The organism is Legionella qingyii (genome assembly GCF_003184185.1).
Window position 1 is genome coordinate 20,551 of record NZ_QHJG01000018.1, and the last position, 17,787, is coordinate 38,337.

The following is a 17,787-nucleotide window of genomic DNA, read 5'->3' on the forward strand; positions in this document are numbered from 1 at the left end:
ATGCGTTAAAAGTCAAAAATCGCTAAAATGTTCTATATTTAACCATGATGGTTAAACTTCAAGGAGGAATAGAAATGCATAAAAAGAACATTTGGTCGATAGTATTAACACTTTTAATTTCTTCATGCTTCATTTTTACAGAAGCTCAGGCTGCATCGGTAAATGTTGACCACCTGTCACAATGTATGGCAGCTTGTAAAGGAAATAAAGGCTGTGTTGATAATTGCGTTTCGAAGGATACTACGCGAGGGTTGAGTAAAGATATTCTTCAATGCCTTGCTGGTTGTGGTCTAGGAGTCACCTCGACAGCGAGTGATGCAACCCTAAAAGAGCAAATCAAAGCCTGCTGTCAAGGTTGTCTCAATGCGATGCATTAACGCAGCAATGAATAAAAAATTAAAATTTAGCCTAAATTTTAAATTGACACGAAAAAATAGTGAAGGAGCATGTTATGGATAAGTCATGGAATAAAATTTGTACCATCTTGCTGGGAGCAGTAATTACTATTGGCTTTAGTAATTTGGCAGTTGCTGATGATGCATGCAAAGCAAAATGCGAAGTCAACTCTAAAAGTTGTACCAAAGGATGCGATGGGAATACCGATTGCATATTAAACTGCTCTGATACACGAGATAGTTGTGTTCAAGGCTGTGGTGATTAGCAAGAAACGCTCTATTTAGCATGAGTTTTACACAATATAGAAAAGGAATAGTGACCTGAGAAAGCAGCTTTTTTATTCTTATTGCTATTCCTTTTAACCTTTCTTAGTTAATAATCCATGACTCAAACATCCCCTTGGCGGTAGAGAGATCTTTTTCATATTGTTTTATTGGTGAAGCATAGCTCCAGGTATAAAAAGCTAATCCATCATCCCTTAAGAAGATTATATACATTTGCTTAAATTCTTTATTTTTATATTTGTAAGTAAAAACCAAGAATTCTCCATGAAATCTCTTAGGATTTTGGGGCAGATTTATCTCTCCTTGTTGTAATAACTTAGGGTCTTTGGTATTCGCAAAAATCTGAGATTTTAAATCATCTTTTAATTCTTGAATGGTTGAGTATGTTCCTTTATTTTTTTTGGTCAACAGCGTCTGGATGGTAATTGTTGTGTTGTAAGAATCAGTGCCTTTTTTACCTTTAAAGTGAACAGTTCCTTTTCCTGGTTTAATATATTCCCAGTTACTAGGATATTTTAGGGAGTATCTACTGTTTTTATTATCGAAATTCACCCATGTAAATTCCTCAGATGTCGATAAGTTTGGTGGAGTGAATTTTTTATGATCTATATCTATTCCTGCCCCAGTATAACTTACCTTAATATTTAAAATCTTCCATGCTCCATCTTCCCATATTAAGCGATATTCAATTGGTGTCTTTGCGCCATCTTTTGCCGTCAGGGTTCCTTTAACAAATCCTATATTATTTTCAATGATTCGTTCATTAAAAAATGCGCTCTCATTATTCGTTAATGAAGGATACTGATTTATAAATTTTTTAAAATCAGAAAGAGAGGTCGCTTTTTGGAAGTCTTTTGAAGTATAGGAGTATGCTTTTTCAACATTACCAGATTTTAATGCACTAAGCTGATGATCAATGGAGTAAATCAAGCCACTTGTAAGAAACAATACAATCGCAAATACCGTACCAACAAAGAGTAAAAACCAGGCGCCAATAATCCCAATTATCATCATTGCTTTTTTTAATGGAGATGGATTTTTTGTTAGTTGAATCAAGTTGCCATTTTTATCTTCAAATTTGTTAGTAACTAAAAGAAGTAAATCGATTAAATACCATATGCCAAGTCCTCCTACTGTAAGGAGCATTAATAAGCCGGTAGTTATTTTTCCTACATAAATTCGATGAATCCCTAAAACTCCTAAAAATAAACCTAAAATGAGTACAAGAATGGGGGATTTCTGAGAACTTTCTTTGCCGGTGTATGGCTTTTGTGTCTGAGAGAAAGAAGAATCTGCTTCTATAGATGCGCCGCATTTACTACAAAACTGGGCATCTTGTGTTAGGTTATTTCCACAATGCTTACAAAATTTAGATGCATCCATGCTTACTCTCCAATGTAATATCGAGCCAGTTCGAATAGACTCTAAATTCTATAGGCTAGATCTTGATATCTTACTTTTATATATAGATTAAATTTTAATAAACTCAATAAATCTTATCTAAAATAGGAGATTTCCTACAAAAGGTTTCAATATATTGCTTCGAGGAGATAACCATGCAAGAAAATATATTCAATTGCTTCAATGATCGGCTAAGGGAACTCAAGCTGCATCTCACTGCCTACATCCCGCGAGATGAATTGCAACAGCCCCTAGCTGATTTTATTACAAAAAAAATTAATAAAGATTTTTTATTAACGCTTCTTTTCTATTGTCTGTAAACGAATTCCGTTCTCTTCAATATCAATCAAACCGCGTTTATAAAGTTGTCCCAATGCACTTTTAAAATTTTTTTTACTCTCGGCAAATGCCTGCTGAATTTCTGCAGGAGAGCTTTTATCATGTAAAGCCAAAAAACCACCGGATTGTTCAATCTTGGATATAATGCGCTGCGCTAATTCATTAATAGTGTTTTGCCCTATTTGTCTCAAAGTAATATCAATTTTGCCATCATCACGTACCTTTTTAATGTACCCTTTCATTTTTTGGCCATAAATTAATGTTTGAAAAATATCACCTGCATGGATTAATCCCCAGTGACTGTCGTTGATAATTACTTTTCTTCCAAGCGGTGTACTCTCTGCAATAAGTAAACTAACTTCCTCACCTGGCTTAAAGTTAGCTGTTGTCTTATCCAAAAAATAATCGATTTTTGAGCTTGCAATAATGCGTCCCTGATTATCTTGCTTTAAATAAACAAGATAAGATTTACCAATTTCCATGGGCCGGTGTTGTTCTGGTTTGGGCACCAATAAATCCTTATCTAATCCCCAATCAAGAAAAGCTCCTACAGGATTTACATCAATTACTTTTAAAAATGCACAGCTGCCTAGTTTGGCAAGAGGATGCCTGGTTGTTGCTATAATTTTGTCGTCTGAATCAAAATAGACAAAAACATCCAGTACATCACCAACCAAAGCGCCTTTAGGGACCGATTTATTGGGTAATAAAATTTCCCCCCACTCTCCTCCTTGAAGATATACTCCAAAAGGAGCTTCCCGTACCATTTTCAATTTATTAAATTGCCCAATTTTTATCATGACCAAACTCGTTTTTTCATATATAAGTCAAGCTTAACACAGAATGTGTGTATTATTTATTAATGTTGTAGCCAAATTATTAACTGATAGTTGTATGGGTAGGACTATCTATGATGTTATAGCCGCATAACAAAGTGGAGATACAAGGTTGATGCATTTTGACCCAACACAAAAATCCACTCAAAAATATGTATTTCAAGGCATTTTAAACATATGTTGCAAATTGATTAATAAAAGAAAATAATCGGCTCCTAATTTTGTTTCAAAGAGTCGATTATTATGAAGCCAGCGAGAATTATAATATCCCTAATACAAGTGGCTATTTTAACTTTTTTGATAATTAAAGGGGCCATTTCTGGTGATGTGCATGTTATTGGCTCAATAAAACATACAATACAACCTACCGCCGAATCTTCTTCAAATTACAGTGGACTAAATAATACAAAGGTCATTCAACTGCTTAAAATTGAGTTATCTGACGAGGCTAAAAAACTGCTGGTGAGACGCATAAAAGATATCGCCACAGATCATTCTCAGACTTCACTTTCATTGCTAGATGCCGAAACTCCTAAAATGGTTCAATTGGCTATGAATCATGTTCCTGTTCTGGATCAAGGGCCACATGGAACATGCATCACATTTGCCATAACTGGCGCGCTTGACGCCGTGATTGGACAAGGGGATTACATTAGTCAACTTTGTCATTTACAGCTAGGCAATTACTTAGAAAAATATGGATATGCTCTGAGCGGTTGGGATGGCAATTATCCTATTGCAGTAATAAATCAGATTGAACAGTATGGAGTTGTGAACAAAGAAAAACAAACAACTGTAGGATGTGGTGGTTTGACTGAGTACCCCAATCATTCGAATAAGAAACCTGAGACTTTTATAGATCCCAAAGAATACAGCACAATGAATGAGCTAATCTTCGGTAAGATAGTGAATTGGTCAAATATCTATTGGAGAATCAGTTCTTCCTGGACATTAAATGAAGTAAAAGAAGCGCTTCGCTCGGGCGACCGATCTGTTTTTGCGATCATGCTACCGCGTCTTGACATAGGTGTTGTTGGTGCTGTTGGAAATTATAAAACCAAGAACGATACTTGGTTAATCACCTCAGATGTGTTAATGGGTTTATCAAATATACAAGCGGCCCATGGAATGATCATTACTGGTTACGATGATAATGCGGTTGCTGTTGATAATTACGGTAAGAAACACACCGGATTATTAACCCTACGTAACTCTTGGGGGAGTAACATGGGGAATAATGGAGAGTTTTATATGTCATACGATTATTTTAGATTACTGACATATGATGTAAGACGTTTTTCGCCCAATTAAGAGCATGACCTAATATTCAACCCAGTATATCTTGGATGCATGCAAATGACGTCGTACTTACTAAAATGTAGGCAGGATCCTAAAATTAGAGAAATTCTGAAATCCATCCATGACAAGCAAAACGATGTGCAGAAATTAGAACAACTGCATAGTTAAAATGGAACTACATCAACTTGGCAGCCATTCTCGCCAGTGATAATGGCTATAAAATTCTACAAGCACAAAATCGAGTTTTGACAATCTATTTATAATTCCAATATAATACAACCATAATACTATTTGGACAATTTGTTTAATATGAGTGGTAAAGGCTTAGCTTATTGGCGACAAGCTTGGCAGGATGCAGGGTTTGGTAATAATTATGAGAATGCTCTGTATTTGTTGAAGCGTTATGCACGCCAATCATTTAATACTTACGGCAAGGACGTCGCCAATTTTTATTTTGGTGAATCAAGAAGTATTTTTGCTCCAAGTATTAGTCATAAGAGTTGTCGCTTAACTCGTGATGAAAGAAGCATGGAGCGTGTTATAAAAGATTTGCAAGGTATTCTTGATGGCCGCCCAATTTATCAAGATGGGGATTTGCATAATATACTTAAAGTCTTTGGTGAAAAGATGAAGCAGGATTGCACGACATCTTTTAAGATTGTACAAAAGCCATCCTTTTTTGAACATTTTATGTTCCTTGAATATTTTCTTTCATTGTTGCAGAAATGTTTTGGGAACGATCCAACTGAAAAAACAGGAAATGGTTTCTCTCCGAAAAATTAAAAGTACTCTGTTTTTCCTTGATCTTAAAATATAACCCACTGCATCGATGCTGATTTTACCTTAAAGATTGCCTACCTTGTGGTAGGCAATCCAATTTAAGACAAATTGCGTTTTGCAAACACTTCCATCGCCGCAGTCAAAAACTCGACCAAATCAGGATGATAACGATTAAAGAAATCACGAAAATCAGGATGGTTGAGATAAGTTTGCCCAAGCCCTAAATAAGTATCTTTGGTTGGCGTCCAACAATTTTTGACCCAGTCATAGTGCTGTTGAATAAGGTCCTGTACTTCCTTTGATTCTATATTAAGGCCTTGTTTAACTGCATTAGCAAGTGCAAGATTTAATTGCTCTCCAGAAGCTTTAAATGTCTCCCAATCAGGTTTTTTCCAATGAGAAACTTTTGCCCAACTGTCATCAATTTGTTGCTGTGACATTACGCCCGCTTCAACCAGATATTTTTCATGTTCTTGTTGTTTGATGGGGTCAAATCCCTCAAACATTTCTTCGATATTCATTTTATATTGTCCTCTTAAATGGGAAATGGTTTTATCAATCGTCTGTATGAGTGTTTGTGTTCGCTCAACATTAGACTGCAATGAGGATTTTTGTTGCTGTAACGATTTTATTTTATCGAAATCATTGCAGCTCAAAATTTCCTTAATGTCGTTAAGAGGAAACTCAAGTTCACGAAAAAACAGAATTTGTTGAAGTAAAAGTAACTGCTCTTCCTGATAATAACGATATTGATTATCACCATAGAATGCAGGCTTTAATAAACCAATTTCATCATAAAAGCGCAAAGTCCGGGTGCTTATACCAGAAAGCTTCGCTATTTGTTTAATTGTGTACTTCATATGGTATTCCTCTTAAGCCACAAGAGACACAATAAGGGTTAACGTTGCGGCAAGGTCAAGTATTATAATCTACTTTATAAATTCATTAATTTTTAGCAAGCATTCCCTGATTGCTATCCAAGCCTAATTATGTTGTCCATAAATTATTTTATCTGATATATTTGAGGCTTTGGTGTTCAAATGTAAGTCTTTTGGCAGTTGATGTTCTAACCAATTCATTTTAGCCCTCTTAAGACTAGTTTTAGAGGTTAACTACGAATTAAAATCCAAATAATAAGAGGATAATACATGAAACTGATGTTGGTCATTGGTATAAACCTTGAAATAACAAAATGGAGCGTAAGTGAATCCAGATCTCCATTCGATGAGGATGATTATCTGTGTGTTTATGAATGCATTACGCCAGAAGAGGCTAACCAGATGCTGGAAAATATAAAGTCAGCATTCAAGATGGACTATCCTATGGAGTTGGATATAGAAGAGCAAGAATCCTTATCATCGGAATATTATCTAGAAACACATGGAATTTATGTTGTTGCATCAATGAAGTTTTTAGAAAGATATTTTGACGGGAAAGTTCAGGAGGTTCATCCGGAAGACAAATTCGGAAATAAATCGTTCTATATATACAAGTCAAAGATGGGGCAAGATGATAATTCACGTGCCCGTTTAATTATAGTAAATACCAGTAAAGATTCACTAACAATTAAGCGTATATCACCTGAACAAATTGAGGAGTCAGAGTTAATTGATTTTTCGGAAGAATACCTGGGTGCTACTTCATATACTAAAAGGAATAAGGGGAGTGCTCAAATAAAAGCAGCCTATAATTTTAATGGACTATTCTTACCTGGTGATAATTTTAATGTACTTTGGTTACCTGCCAAGCCTCATCAAGGGCATGCTATGTTTACTGCCTATGGATGTACGAATCATAAGATTGCTAAAATGCTGGAAGCAAAAATTAGAGATGACGAAAAAAGGAAACAAAAAGAAACACCGTTGGTAATTAATAGTGAACACATTACTCTGGTGTGTGAGGGGCCTATTTTATTGGCTTCAGGGAATTATTTAGAACAAATGTATGGTAAGCCAATTCATGTCTCTCTAGTCAATGATTTGGTAAGGCGAGGTCTTGCTGATAAACAGGCGCAACAACGAGCAACTGCTGTAGATAAAATCTATGCTGAATGGGATGCAAAAGTTCAATTAAGGAATCAGACTTATCTTTTAAAGCAACAAAGCAGAACAGCTCCAGTGTTCTTCCCGCCGCAATGGATTCCAACTGGACCCTATCAAAAACCTTCGTGCGCATCTTCATTCAATAGTGAAAACACGATTGTTCCCAAACCTGAACCGCTACCGTATCCTGCAATTCTTATGAAGGAAAAGACCGTTGTTCCAAAGCCTGAGCCACTGCCATATCCCTTTATTACCGGGAGACAAAGTTCTCTAACAACTCATGAGCAAACGAAAATGGTTGCTCCACGAGCTCAATCAATATTCCATGAGTCTGATGCAAATGAGCCGTTAAAAGCCTTTACTGAAGAGGAGTATTTGGGCCTTTTTCAGTAATAGATTAAGCAGTCCATAGCCAGGTTGCAAGCAACCAGGCTTCGCTTTTTTGATATACGAATACTCAAACAGAAATAATGTCAATCTACCTTTTTGCCAGTCGGTTTTGCACTGATTTTTGCGGGGGTAAGGTTATTAGTGATCCGCGAGACTGCCTTATCTACTCGGCGCTGAAGCGTGATTTCAACCATTACTGTTTCATTTGGATGAATAATTTTGTTCATGTCGGTAAGCGAGGAATGAAAATCAAGCAACCTATAATAGGCGAGGGCTTGGTTACTTGACTCAGGGTATGCCTTAATACGTAATCCCAGATTACCTTTCATTTTGGGCGTATTAATCCCTGCCTCCATGATGTCGTAGTTAAGAAAATAAGTGAGTTTTCCTCGATTATTCAAGTTTTTTTGGCGATCTACGAAGAACCCTGTAGGAAGTGCCTGCTCGCTATATTTGGGACCAGCAGTTAAATAGAGATCATAATCGACAAGATGATTGCCCCGGTCATCAATAAGCCGGAAAATAATCATGGAGTAGCGATTGGTGATATATTCGCGCTTAAAGATAAGCGTGTTCACTGATTCTTTATGCTCATTGTTCTGAGTTTCTTTAGTAATCTTATCGAGCTCTTGTACTAATGTATTATAAGAGGCAGGATTTTTTACTTGCAGGCATCGCAGAACCCATATTGCCGTGGGATGAGTGGCGGCATTGGCCATAGTAACACTACGGATGATTCCGATATTTTTACCGGAATGCGAAAGCCCAGGAAGAACCCCAAATGCCATTGGTTTTGACCGTATCATTTGGGAGAATGCAAGATTTTCACCGTTATTTCCCTCCTGATGTAGTTTCAACAGACTATAATTCATATTGGTAGCCGCCACGCGTACCACTCCATCAGACCCAGCTTCCCCCGTGTAGGAGTTAAGTGCATCATAAAGTTGGCGATCAATTTTCTGGCCGGTAAGTACAAAGGAATAGATACCATAAGCTGTGCAATCGTAATCAAGCCAACTTTCATTAAGTTGCCAGCTCATATCGCTTCCGAGCTCAAGCCAATCAAGTACACGTTGCCCAGGTTCAACACCTTCAAAAAAACTCTTTATACGGCCTAGCCGAGATTTACCAAGTTGTGCAAGAGCAGAGCCGTGGTTGGTAGGGGCCAGCATGATAAGATGGCTCAAGGGACATTTCGCAAGATTATTCTTAAAGTATAAATCCATCCATTTTCGTACAATGGGGCCACCGGTAGAGTGCGTAATACAAGCAAAACGCTCCCCATCTCGCAGCTTATCAGCAATTTCATCACGTAATGCCTCATCCAATGCACGGGCTATATCGTCAACCGTTATCGTATCGTCAAAGCTGATGTAGTGCCCGAGATAAATATTGCCAACCCGGATATCCAGCGTACCGTTTTTGCTCTGACTTGCAAGCCATTGGGGAAGCTCCCCATAAGTATTGGTATGTGTGACACTCCAACCATGGACGAAGATAACAATCATGATGCTCCTTAACTGATTGACTCTACAACAGGACATTGTTGAGTAACTCGCTGATATTAGATTATTTTAAACTTGAACCTCAAGTTTTTTAGTTTGGCCTCCATGATTAGATTAATTAAGATGCTCTTCTATGAAGAAGAGGCTATCAAAGTGCACAAAGGGTTTTGGAAGCATCCATCTAAATCCGCATAAACATACCGCAACACACATTTACAGGACTTACGAAAAACCCCAATCTCTTTGTTAAAAAATGTTTTTAATTCGGTCATTTAGTCTATCTAAACTCCCTCATTAAAAACATTTTTTGCCTCGACCTTGAGATTTTTCGTAAGTCCTGATTTATAAAGAATATACTCATTCATCAAGTTTGAGATTGTAGATTCTGGTTGCTTGTTTCTTCAGTTTTAAACAAGGTATATTGGTCAATTATCATTAAAATATCCCTATTAATCTAAAAAAGAGAATGTATTTTGAGACGCAATAAATTTTTAAATAAGGTGCTTAGATGAAGATTATGGAGATTCATATTGCGCAATTAACTATTCCATTAATTCGCCCATTTATAACTGCGGTAAGACGTACTGAATGCGTTGAGGATGTGGTGGTAATGATTAAAACGGATAGTGGCAATTGGGGGTATGGTTCAGCTGCTTCAACTCCTGCCATCACTGGAGACAGTACGGAATCTATTATCTTTGCAATTAAAACCATTCTTGGTCCGCAATTAATTGGACGAAGTATTTCAGAATTGAATTTATTACTCCAAATGAATAACCAGGCCATAGCAAGGAATACCTCGGCAAAAGCGGCCATTGATATCGCATTGCATGATTTATTTGCCCAACATTGTGGCTTACCTCTTTATAAATTGCTGGGCGGTAATACGAACAGCATTAGCTCGTGTATTACGATAAGCGTTAAAGAGATTGATGCGATGGTGCAGGATGCGGTTGACCTCGTCAATCAAGGGCACCAAACTATAAAAATAAAATTGGGATTAAATCCAATTGAAGACATCAAGCGCGTCCATGCGATTCGTCAAGCGGTAGGTGATTCTATTACGTTACTTGTTGATGCGAATCAGGGATGGTCTTATGACGATGCCTTGAAGGTTATTGAGTCATTGAAGCAACAGCATTTGAATATTGCTTTGGTCGAACAACCTATTCGTGCTCAAGATCTGCTGCACTTAAAGGCTATTAGCGAACAGGTAGACTGTCTGATTATTGCCGATGAGGCGTGTTTTTCCCCTGAAGATACTCTGAATATTGCAAAAATTAATGCGTGTGATGGGGTCAATATTAAGCTAATGAAATCGGGTGGCATTGAGAATGCGCAAGCGATCTATAATATTGCTAAATCAGCACACATGAAAATCATGGTTGGATGCATGCTGGAATCACCCATTGGAATTGCTGCTATCGCCAGTTTTGCTTTAAGTAAGCCGGATATCTTCTATGCAGACCTTGATCCTATTTATTTGATTCGTGACAATTATGTACTTGGTGGGGCGCAACGCCTTGGCGCTAAAATCATTTTATCAGACAAACCTGGTTTGGGAATTGAAGGTATTTTCCAGGGATTAAATCAGATTGGAGTGATCCATTAATGTCTTTTTACATTCAGTTAGCCAGTTTAGGTATTATTGTTCTTTATGCTGTAATGCTATTTCGCAATGTTGATGCGTTAATCGCGACCGCAATCTGTGTTGGACTGGGCTATTTGTGGAATCTAAGCAGCCCAATTGACATCGGAAACTCTATGGCTAATGCGTTAGGCTCATTCATGGCCTTAGTTGGTTTTATTATCATGCTGGGTCATGGCTTAGGTGAGATCTTAACGCATACTCAGGTCAGTCATACCTTGGTGCACCAAGTTGTTTATGGGATTGGGATTAATACTCAGCGACGCGCTAAAATTGGCATTGTACTTTCATCTTTTATCATTGTAGGTTTGCTTGGCACTTTGGCAGGAGGGTTAGCTATTTTAGCTCCCAGTTTACGCCCTATTGCAGGTTCTGTTGGACTATCACGCCCCAGTTTGGCTGTGTTAATGCAGGCTTCAGCCGAAGAGGCTTTAATTCTTGGACCTTTTGCTCCTCCAGTCGTGGCGTTACTGGGTGTTACAGGACTAAATTATGTGACGGTGCTTCTTTATGCATCTCTTCCAGTGGCCTTGGTTACTTTAATTACTACGTGGGTGATGGCTAACCGATTACAACGAAAGTATGCGAATGAATCTTGTGAAGATGAGGATACTTCAGAGCCATTTGCGCCCAGTAAACAACAAAAGCGGGCTACTTTGCTCTTCTTAATTTCTTTTATGGCGTGTGTCGTCTATGGTTTATTGGCTCAGGCAAAAACCACCTATGTCATTTTTGTCATGTTATTTCTAGCGCTGATTACGGGATTGGCGAGTCAATTAAGTTTAATCCAAGTTTTTAAATTGTTTGTTGAGGGGATGCAAAAAAGCCTACATCTCTTCTTTTTGTTTATTTTGTTTGATCCTTTTATGGTTTTAATTCATCAGGCGGGAGGATTTATTGCATTAACAGAATTATTAACCCCCTTAATTAATTTAGGGGGCAAACCCATATTATCGATGTTAATTGGATTCACAGGTGCTTTTGGCATGCCGGGTGCTGCGGAAGCAACCATTAAAATGCTGCATCAGCTTTTTTCTCCTAGTGTCCTTCAGATGCAATTGCCCATGATATCGTTCGCTTTGTGCATGATCTTCGCGACCCGTGTGACTAATTATGCCTATCCTGGTGCCAATATGTTTGCTGCGATGGGCTTTGCTGGAAGCGAAAATGTCAAAGCAATGATACAAAACGGACTAACTGTCACTGCGGCACAAGTCTTATTTCTAATTGTATACAGTTTATTCTTATGATTGAGCGTGTTCATAAAGTTAGGTTGGGTCGTGACTCAACCTAACTAATTTTGCGGAGAATGAGAGTAGGTATATTCCTGGTTGCAAGTGACTAGACTACGCCTTGTTGCGTAAAGCAATTGCTATGAATATGTAAGTCCAACCACTGATAATCATATCAATCGCAATAAACAATCCGATGACCCATAATCCACTCATTGGCCAGTGTGATAAAATCATGATACCAAGTATTAAAGTGCATATCCCCGCAAATAAGATCCAACCCCACCCCTTGGTGTGCCGTAAGGATATGGACATGCTAATGCGAACAATACCGATAACGATAAGCGTCCATGCGAGTAATGCAGTAATGATAGTTGACGCTAATAAAGGATCATATAAGACGATGCCGGCGCCAATAAGGTAGAGTATTGCAATGAGAATTTGCCAAACCGTACCTTTCCATTCTTTATGTTTAAACGCATCAGCAAAGTGCGACAATCCTGAAATCATGAGTAATGCAGCGAAAAAATACATGCTGACTATGGTTAAGAAGATATCCATTCCTAAACCAATAACACCCAAGACCAAGAGCAGAATTCCAAAACCTAAAAACCATCCTCTATGTTGCTGCATGATTTTTGTGTCGGGATGAAGTGCACTGTTAGTTACATTTTCCATATCAGTTCCTTTTGATCTATGTAACTTTAAATATAGCCTATTATTAATAACTGAATGATTATTTTGTTACCTTTTCCTGTTTAACTACTATCCAACACCATCTAATACCTTTTCTATAGTTGGAAGAATAGATCATAAAATGGAGTTTATTGTAAAGTTACATTAAATGCTGTCGATCGTTTTGAAGGCGAACGTATTTTACTGGATATTCTTAAAAAAAATGGAACATCTAGACCGTAAAATGTAGACAGTTCGAGACGTGGAATTGAAAAGGGGATAAATGTAAGATGAGATTAGTTCTATAATTGAAAGATAACTACGACGAAAAAAAGTAGATATGAACACTCTTCATAAACGACTGATTCGATCTTCAACTGTAGGGACGCTTGTCATACTGGCACTCCTTTTTATTCCTGCGGGCACCCTGGACTATTGGCAAGGCTGGATTTATATGGTGGTGACTGGTATTGAATCCGCTGCATACAGTGTATATCTAGCAAAACATGATCCTGCTCTTCTTAAGCGTCGTACCGAAGTAGGCATATCGTATGAAAAGGAACCCGCTCAGAAAATCATTATCTTTTCTCTTTATGTTACCTGTCTTGTACTTGTCGTTCTGCCACCACTTGATGTACGTTTTGGCTGGTCGTTAGTACCTTGGTATATTTCGATCCTGGGTGACATGTTGGTTGCATTTTCATTCTACGTTTTCTATCTTGTATCGAAAGTAAATACCTATGCCGCCGCCAATATTCGCGTTGAAGAGGGGCAAAAAGTAATTACGGCGGGTCTGTATGGAGTCGTCCGTCACCCGATGTATTTTGGTGCTATTTTTCTTTTTATCGGCACACCGCTTGCGCTTGGATCATGGTGGACACTGCTGTTGGTTCCCGTCTTCTTATCCATTCTAATTGCCCGTATCCTGAATGAAGAAAAAATACTCGCCCGGGATTTGCCCGGATATAGGGAGTACCAAAAATAAGTCACAACTCGGCTTATCCCATTCATTTGGTAACTGCTATGATTCGCAAAACAATAAATAGTCAATTCTCTGCTGTTGCTGTGATTATGAGTTGTCATTGCGAGGTGCATAAGAGTAATTTGCAAACAATCAGTTGATACGTACTATAATTTAATTTCAGGAGGTAAGATTATGGAAGTTGACCTTTTAGATGATTATAAAGATATTCTTTCCCGACATGGGTATGATGAGAATGATTTCGATTTGACTGAGAAAGATGAAACTGATTATGCTCAAGATCCTTATCTCATCATTGGAAAAGTTAGCATTCGATGTAAAGCCACAGATATAACAAAAACGTACAATACCGGTTATGCAACTATTTGGCCAACTGATTTTGAAGATGATTTAAGAAATGGGTATTTCAACGATACAATTTAGGCTTAGATTATTGTGACGCTTCGGTTGCAACCTGGCTGCGAACAACCAGGCTACATTTCCGTTTTAGATGCAGTTTTCTGAGTTTTATCCACGCTTTGGTAGTGCTATAAATAATGAGCCTGAGTGATTTAGTTGATTTGCTTCCACACCAGCTTGATCTCCCTCCCCCTTATAGACGTCCACATGAGCTCCCATAATAGCGCCACCGGTGTCTTGAGCGACACACCATGAAGTCGATTTTTTGCAATTATAGATAAAACTCATTCCAACAGGGATTACCTTGTGATCTGTTGCACATGAAGCATGTGGCGTAAGAGAAATATTTTCTGAACCATAAGGGCCACCATCTTCTTTAGCAAAAAATACATAGCTTTGATCGCGATTTCGCAAGTCGGCGGCTTTATCACGGTTAAGAGGGTTATCCAAATATTGGCGAATTAGCTTTTCTGATGCAGCACTTTGTCTAATTGCTTTAGACACATTGCAGCGCAACTTTGCTTCATCATGACATTTAGGATCTTTAGCACAACGTTCTATTGTATCCAGGTTGCCGCCGCAGGTTGGGTCTTGTGCGCATTGGACTATGCGACCTAGCATAGTACGGGGCCTGCCGTTGGCGCCATCGTAATTGATATGGAATAATTTGCCATCAAGAATTAATGAGCCAGAGCCTTCAAGCATTAAAAATGCTGGGTCATTTGGATCTTTAACGTAGCCAATTATATATTTTGGATTTAAAGCTCCATGCTCAATCTCTTCTCTGTCCGGCACTACAGAGTATGTGCCATCGGCGTTTTTCAGACAAAATCCACGTGCCATTTTAGTCAGTGGGTCGACTCCGCAAAGAGGTGCTTTCAAATTAAATTTTTTGCATTCTGAAGCTACATTTACAACACCTGGATTACTGTACATAGGATATAAAAATCCGTCGCCACGTTTAGTGCGCGCTTCAACAGGGGCTGGTGCATAATAGGCAGTAAATTGAAATTCACCCTTTTTAAATCCGGCATGATTTTCAGGCCATCCTTCGCTTTTATACCAGTCAAATTCAGTTTTGATGCTTGATAAATATTTTTGAAAATCACCACGGGCAGCTTTAGCAAGAGCGAGCATTTTTTTGTTGATATTATGGCACCATTCCTGGCGTTTGAATTTATGACCCGCGATAGTCATGGTCTGAAATTCACCGCGGCTTTTATTGCAGTTTTCAATCTGATTATTTAATGCTTTAATCACTTCATCCATATTACCCACAGGGTTAGCTAACGGTAGCTCTGATGCCGAAATTTTATGAAATTTAAAGCGCAACACACCGGGTTCTTTAGCAGCCATTTTCTGTCTTGTGGTAAAGTCCGCGAGTCTTCTAACATCTAAGCAGCGCTGAATCGGATCAGCAGGAAGGGTTGCTTGAGCGATGATGCTAAAAGTCATTAGTGCAATTATTAACGCTGATTGAAACATTGGTATCCTTTACCAGCCATTATTATGTAACAAGATTATATAGGACTATTGACTCGTCATCAAAGATGATGAACATAGATGAGATGCAGAAGTGAATCAATCCAAGTGTAGCCTGGTTAGAGCATTGGTAAAAATGCGATTAAATTGTTATAATTGAGCCAACTTGAGTTAAATTTAAACCAATCCCTCATCATTTTTATCGTCAAAGGTTGATGTATGCGCCATCAAGATATTACCGACATGCTTAAAAATACAACGAAACAAAGCGGTTTCTTTTCGAGTGAACTTACTACCTGGACTTGCGTCGAAATTTTTTCAAATCAGGAATGAACGATACTTTGGTTAAGGATTTTTCTGGACTGAAACTGGGCATTGAAATTTGTTATGATAGCATGCAAAGTGCTTTATCTCATTTTGTTAATGACAACAATATGTCCTTAGATGTACAGCTGATTATCGCTGATGGCGCTGAAAAACCTACTTTAGTGACTCGGCCAGGGACACTTTTTATTAAGGTTGAGAAACAGGCAAACCAAACGGTGATTGGTATGATAACTAATACTTCTAATGCTACTTTTGATATACAACCGGCCATCTTCTTAGGCTGCGTTGAAGAAAACGATCTCATGTGTTTTAAATTTAGGTGAAGCTTAGCCTGCAACCTGGAGTACCAGATTATTGCCATAAAGGTTGAGGCAAGATGCTTGAACGCTTGAGCATTTAGTTGATTAAATAATCTCAGTATAAAGACAATATCTGAACTATAATTTGATTTAAAGTTAATTAATTTGGTTTTTTATGAAGTTGCCAAAGGCCATTGTTCCTTATTCAAATAAGGATGCTGCTCTTCTTGCGAATAAATATGCAAGAGAATTTATAATAGAGGGCGGAACTCAACTTATCAATAATACTTATCCTATTGATAAGAAAAAAAGTCTTAGTGATGCAGTAAAAGATGTAAGAGAACAATCTCAAAAAACCGTAAACTCATGGTTAGAGTTTGACTATTATATTTACGAATTTTATCAATCGGTTGAATGCAGTAAGAAATATTCAATTGGAAATTGTAATGAGCTCTCGGAATTAGCTTTGGATTATATTGCTCATTATGCTCCTCATGTAAACGCGGAAGTTTTTCAATTAATGGGCGGAAATCATGTGGTACTTGTAGTTGGAAGACAAAAAGGGAGTGATCCGCGTAAACCAGAGACTTGGGGTAAAGATGCTTATATTTGCGATCCTTGGTCCGATGATGTATATCCTGCCTCCGAATATCTGGCTCGAACTAAAAATTACTATCAGACCTATGACGAGGTTTTAGATACATATACTAATCATGTAGAAGATTTTAATCCTTCCAAACATACTTTTGGCCTGATTCGAAATTATAATACCGACTACATCAGAAAATATAATACTCAAGAACACATTATGGAGGTTTTTGATCTTTTTCAAAAAAAACAGCAAATGATTGTTGAGGCAGCAGTAAATTTAGAGAGGGCTCTTATTACAATACGCAATAAACTAGAAGAAAAATATGGCGAAAGTAATGAAAAATATCAGATTATCCAAAACAAAATAAACCAGATAAAGAGCGCCACGGAACAACTCACTAGAGATTTTATAACGCCAATTGACGAATCAAGTAATTATTATGAAACCATATCTCAATTAGATAAGACTCTACGACAATCAATTAAGACTTATATTAAAGCAGCGGAACTCTCAAAAGAAGAAGCAATTACTTTAGCTAAACCTGTTGCAAAGACCGGACGACATAAATTTTTTCATTCAAAATACGATGTGGTATCAAAAATTAATGATGCGTTAGAGGAGTCTAGTGATATGTTAAAAAATGTTACCGGAAAGAAGTAACTAATATAAAATCCAAGCTGAATATGAGCGAAACAAATCAGCAAAAATACCTTCTGAGAGCTTTGCTTTTTTAAGTTTGAAGAGTATTTAAGTAAAAGGCAATTAGTTAATATGGAAAATTATGATGCTTGCATGTATATTCCCCCCCAAATCCTAGTTTAGGTTAAGGATTTCCTTTGATTCAAGGATATAGTTTGGTTGCACTATTTTCCTGGAAGA

Annotated in this window: 18 protein-coding genes; 12 read left to right on the forward strand and 6 right to left on the reverse strand. The window is 37.7% G+C overall.

What is annotated here, in order from left to right; genetic code table 11:
* Positions 1-74: 74 nt before the first annotated feature.
* Positions 75-377, forward strand: coding sequence for a hypothetical protein (locus DGG96_RS11705; protein WP_110142844.1), 303 nt, complete (start codon positions 75-77; stop codon positions 375-377).
* A 74-nt stretch (positions 378-451) separates the two neighbouring features.
* Complete coding sequence (locus DGG96_RS11710) at positions 452-661, forward strand: hypothetical protein (protein WP_110142845.1); 210 nt, start codon at positions 452-454, stop codon at positions 659-661.
* A 103-nt stretch (positions 662-764) separates the two neighbouring features.
* Here the strand turns inward: DGG96_RS11710 and DGG96_RS11715 are convergent, their stop codons facing one another.
* Positions 765-2,063: a DUF4864 domain-containing protein gene (locus DGG96_RS11715; RefSeq protein WP_110142846.1), complete on the reverse strand. Its 1,299-nt coding sequence runs from the start codon at positions 2,061-2,063 to the stop codon at positions 765-767.
* A gap of 173 nt (positions 2,064-2,236) precedes the next feature.
* Here DGG96_RS11715 and DGG96_RS20850 point away from each other — a divergent pair, with 173 nt between their 5' ends.
* Positions 2,237-2,401: a hypothetical protein gene (locus tag DGG96_RS20850; RefSeq protein WP_165831606.1), complete on the forward strand. Its 165-nt coding sequence runs from the start codon at positions 2,237-2,239 to the stop codon at positions 2,399-2,401.
* Here the strand turns inward: DGG96_RS20850 and DGG96_RS11720 are convergent.
* Positions 2,375-3,220: a CvfB family protein gene (locus DGG96_RS11720; protein ID WP_110142847.1), complete on the reverse strand. Its 846-nt coding sequence runs from the start codon at positions 3,218-3,220 to the stop codon at positions 2,375-2,377. The two genes, DGG96_RS20850 and DGG96_RS11720, sit on opposite strands and share 27 nt — an antisense overlap.
* A gap of 279 nt (positions 3,221-3,499) precedes the next feature.
* On the opposite strand from DGG96_RS11720, the gene DGG96_RS11725 reads away from it, so the two are divergent.
* Positions 3,500-4,567, forward strand: a complete 1,068-nt coding sequence (locus tag DGG96_RS11725) for a C1 family peptidase (protein WP_110142848.1) — start codon at positions 3,500-3,502, stop codon at positions 4,565-4,567.
* Between the two features lie 297 nt (positions 4,568-4,864).
* On the forward strand, positions 4,865-5,338 hold the full coding sequence (locus DGG96_RS11730) for a hypothetical protein (RefSeq protein ID WP_110142849.1): 474 nt from the start codon (positions 4,865-4,867) through the stop codon (positions 5,336-5,338).
* A gap of 95 nt (positions 5,339-5,433) precedes the next feature.
* Here DGG96_RS11730 and DGG96_RS11735 read toward each other — a convergent pair whose 3' ends face one another.
* Positions 5,434-6,195 (reverse strand): MerR family transcriptional regulator, encoded by a 762-nt coding sequence (locus DGG96_RS11735; protein WP_110142850.1) that lies wholly within the window; start codon positions 6,193-6,195, stop codon positions 5,434-5,436.
* 288 nt (positions 6,196-6,483) lie between these two features.
* Between DGG96_RS11735 and DGG96_RS11740 the strand changes: the two genes are divergently transcribed.
* Positions 6,484-7,770: a hypothetical protein gene (locus DGG96_RS11740; protein ID WP_110142851.1), complete on the forward strand. Its 1,287-nt coding sequence runs from the start codon at positions 6,484-6,486 to the stop codon at positions 7,768-7,770.
* A gap of 80 nt (positions 7,771-7,850) precedes the next feature.
* Here DGG96_RS11740 and plaB read toward each other — a convergent pair whose 3' ends face one another.
* On the reverse strand, positions 7,851-9,275 hold the full coding sequence (gene plaB / locus DGG96_RS11745; protein ID WP_110142852.1) for a phospholipase PlaB: 1,425 nt from the start codon (positions 9,273-9,275) through the stop codon (positions 7,851-7,853).
* Positions 9,276-9,780: 505 nt separating this feature from the next.
* Here plaB and DGG96_RS11750 point away from each other — a divergent pair.
* Together DGG96_RS11750 and DGG96_RS11755 are read left to right on the forward strand one after the other, a co-directional pair.
* A complete protein-coding gene (locus DGG96_RS11750) occupies positions 9,781-10,884 on the forward strand; it encodes a dipeptide epimerase (RefSeq protein ID WP_110142853.1) in 1,104 nt (367 codons plus the stop codon).
* Entirely contained in the window at positions 10,884-12,170 is a 1,287-nt protein-coding gene (locus tag DGG96_RS11755; RefSeq protein WP_110142854.1) for a Na+/H+ antiporter NhaC family protein, read from the forward strand. Before DGG96_RS11750 ends, DGG96_RS11755 begins: the two co-directional genes overlap by 1 nt.
* Before the next feature lie 96 nt (positions 12,171-12,266).
* Here DGG96_RS11755 and DGG96_RS11760 read toward each other — a convergent pair whose 3' ends face one another.
* Positions 12,267-12,830 (reverse strand): HdeD family acid-resistance protein, encoded by a 564-nt coding sequence (locus DGG96_RS11760; protein ID WP_110142855.1) that lies wholly within the window; start codon positions 12,828-12,830, stop codon positions 12,267-12,269.
* Between the two features lie 337 nt (positions 12,831-13,167).
* On the opposite strand from DGG96_RS11760, the gene DGG96_RS11765 reads away from it, so the two are divergent.
* Positions 13,168-13,812, forward strand: a complete 645-nt coding sequence (locus DGG96_RS11765; protein ID WP_110142856.1) for a methyltransferase family protein — start codon at positions 13,168-13,170, stop codon at positions 13,810-13,812.
* Positions 13,813-13,983: 171 nt separating this feature from the next.
* Positions 13,984-14,232 carry a hypothetical protein gene (locus DGG96_RS11770; RefSeq protein ID WP_110142857.1) on the forward strand — a complete coding sequence of 83 codons (249 nt, stop codon included), beginning with the start codon at positions 13,984-13,986 and terminating at the stop codon, positions 14,230-14,232.
* Between the two features lie 84 nt (positions 14,233-14,316).
* Here DGG96_RS11770 and DGG96_RS11775 read toward each other — a convergent pair whose 3' ends face one another.
* A complete protein-coding gene (locus tag DGG96_RS11775) occupies positions 14,317-15,693 on the reverse strand; it encodes an MltA domain-containing protein (protein ID WP_110142858.1) in 1,377 nt (458 codons plus the stop codon).
* 299 nt (positions 15,694-15,992) lie between these two features.
* Here DGG96_RS11775 and DGG96_RS11780 point away from each other — a divergent pair, with 299 nt between their 5' ends.
* The gene (locus DGG96_RS11780; protein ID WP_133249335.1) at positions 15,993-16,340 is read left to right on the forward strand and encodes a hypothetical protein; all 348 of its coding nucleotides are present in this window, start codon (positions 15,993-15,995) and stop codon (positions 16,338-16,340) included.
* Positions 16,341-16,491: 151 nt separating this feature from the next.
* Positions 16,492-17,568 carry a hypothetical protein gene (locus DGG96_RS11785; protein WP_110142860.1) on the forward strand — a complete coding sequence of 359 codons (1,077 nt, stop codon included), beginning with the start codon at positions 16,492-16,494 and terminating at the stop codon, positions 17,566-17,568.
* The last annotated feature ends 219 nt before the right edge of the window (positions 17,569-17,787 follow it).

What these genes read in the sequence shown, in the direction of transcription:
- DGG96_RS11735 (WP_110142850.1), bottom strand. Translation starts at nt 6,195, where the DNA reads ATGAAGTACACAATTAAACAAATAGCGAAGCTTTCTGGTATAAGCACC.
- DGG96_RS11770 (WP_110142857.1), top strand. Translation starts at nt 13,984, where the DNA reads ATGGAAGTTGACCTTTTAGATGATTATAAAGATATTCTTTCCCGACAT.
- DGG96_RS11705 (WP_110142844.1), top strand. Translation starts at nt 75, where the DNA reads ATGCATAAAAAGAACATTTGGTCGATAGTATTAACACTTTTAATTTCT.
- DGG96_RS20850 (WP_165831606.1), top strand. Translation starts at nt 2,237, where the DNA reads ATGCAAGAAAATATATTCAATTGCTTCAATGATCGGCTAAGGGAACTC.
- DGG96_RS11715 (WP_110142846.1), bottom strand. Translation starts at nt 2,063, where the DNA reads ATGGATGCATCTAAATTTTGTAAGCATTGTGGAAATAACCTAACACAA.
- DGG96_RS11755 (WP_110142854.1), top strand. Translation starts at nt 10,884, where the DNA reads ATGTCTTTTTACATTCAGTTAGCCAGTTTAGGTATTATTGTTCTTTAT.
- DGG96_RS11725 (WP_110142848.1), top strand. Translation starts at nt 3,500, where the DNA reads ATGAAGCCAGCGAGAATTATAATATCCCTAATACAAGTGGCTATTTTA.
- plaB (WP_110142852.1), bottom strand. Translation starts at nt 9,275, where the DNA reads ATGATTGTTATCTTCGTCCATGGTTGGAGTGTCACACATACCAATACT.
- DGG96_RS11730 (WP_110142849.1), top strand. Translation starts at nt 4,865, where the DNA reads ATGAGTGGTAAAGGCTTAGCTTATTGGCGACAAGCTTGGCAGGATGCA.
- DGG96_RS11765 (WP_110142856.1), top strand. Translation starts at nt 13,168, where the DNA reads ATGAACACTCTTCATAAACGACTGATTCGATCTTCAACTGTAGGGACG.
- DGG96_RS11710 (WP_110142845.1), top strand. Translation starts at nt 452, where the DNA reads ATGGATAAGTCATGGAATAAAATTTGTACCATCTTGCTGGGAGCAGTA.
- DGG96_RS11720 (WP_110142847.1), bottom strand. Translation starts at nt 3,220, where the DNA reads ATGATAAAAATTGGGCAATTTAATAAATTGAAAATGGTACGGGAAGCT.
- DGG96_RS11785 (WP_110142860.1), top strand. Translation starts at nt 16,492, where the DNA reads ATGAAGTTGCCAAAGGCCATTGTTCCTTATTCAAATAAGGATGCTGCT.
- DGG96_RS11760 (WP_110142855.1), bottom strand. Translation starts at nt 12,830, where the DNA reads ATGGAAAATGTAACTAACAGTGCACTTCATCCCGACACAAAAATCATG.
- DGG96_RS11775 (WP_110142858.1), bottom strand. Translation starts at nt 15,693, where the DNA reads ATGTTTCAATCAGCGTTAATAATTGCACTAATGACTTTTAGCATCATC.
- DGG96_RS11740 (WP_110142851.1), top strand. Translation starts at nt 6,484, where the DNA reads ATGAAACTGATGTTGGTCATTGGTATAAACCTTGAAATAACAAAATGG.
- DGG96_RS11750 (WP_110142853.1), top strand. Translation starts at nt 9,781, where the DNA reads ATGAAGATTATGGAGATTCATATTGCGCAATTAACTATTCCATTAATT.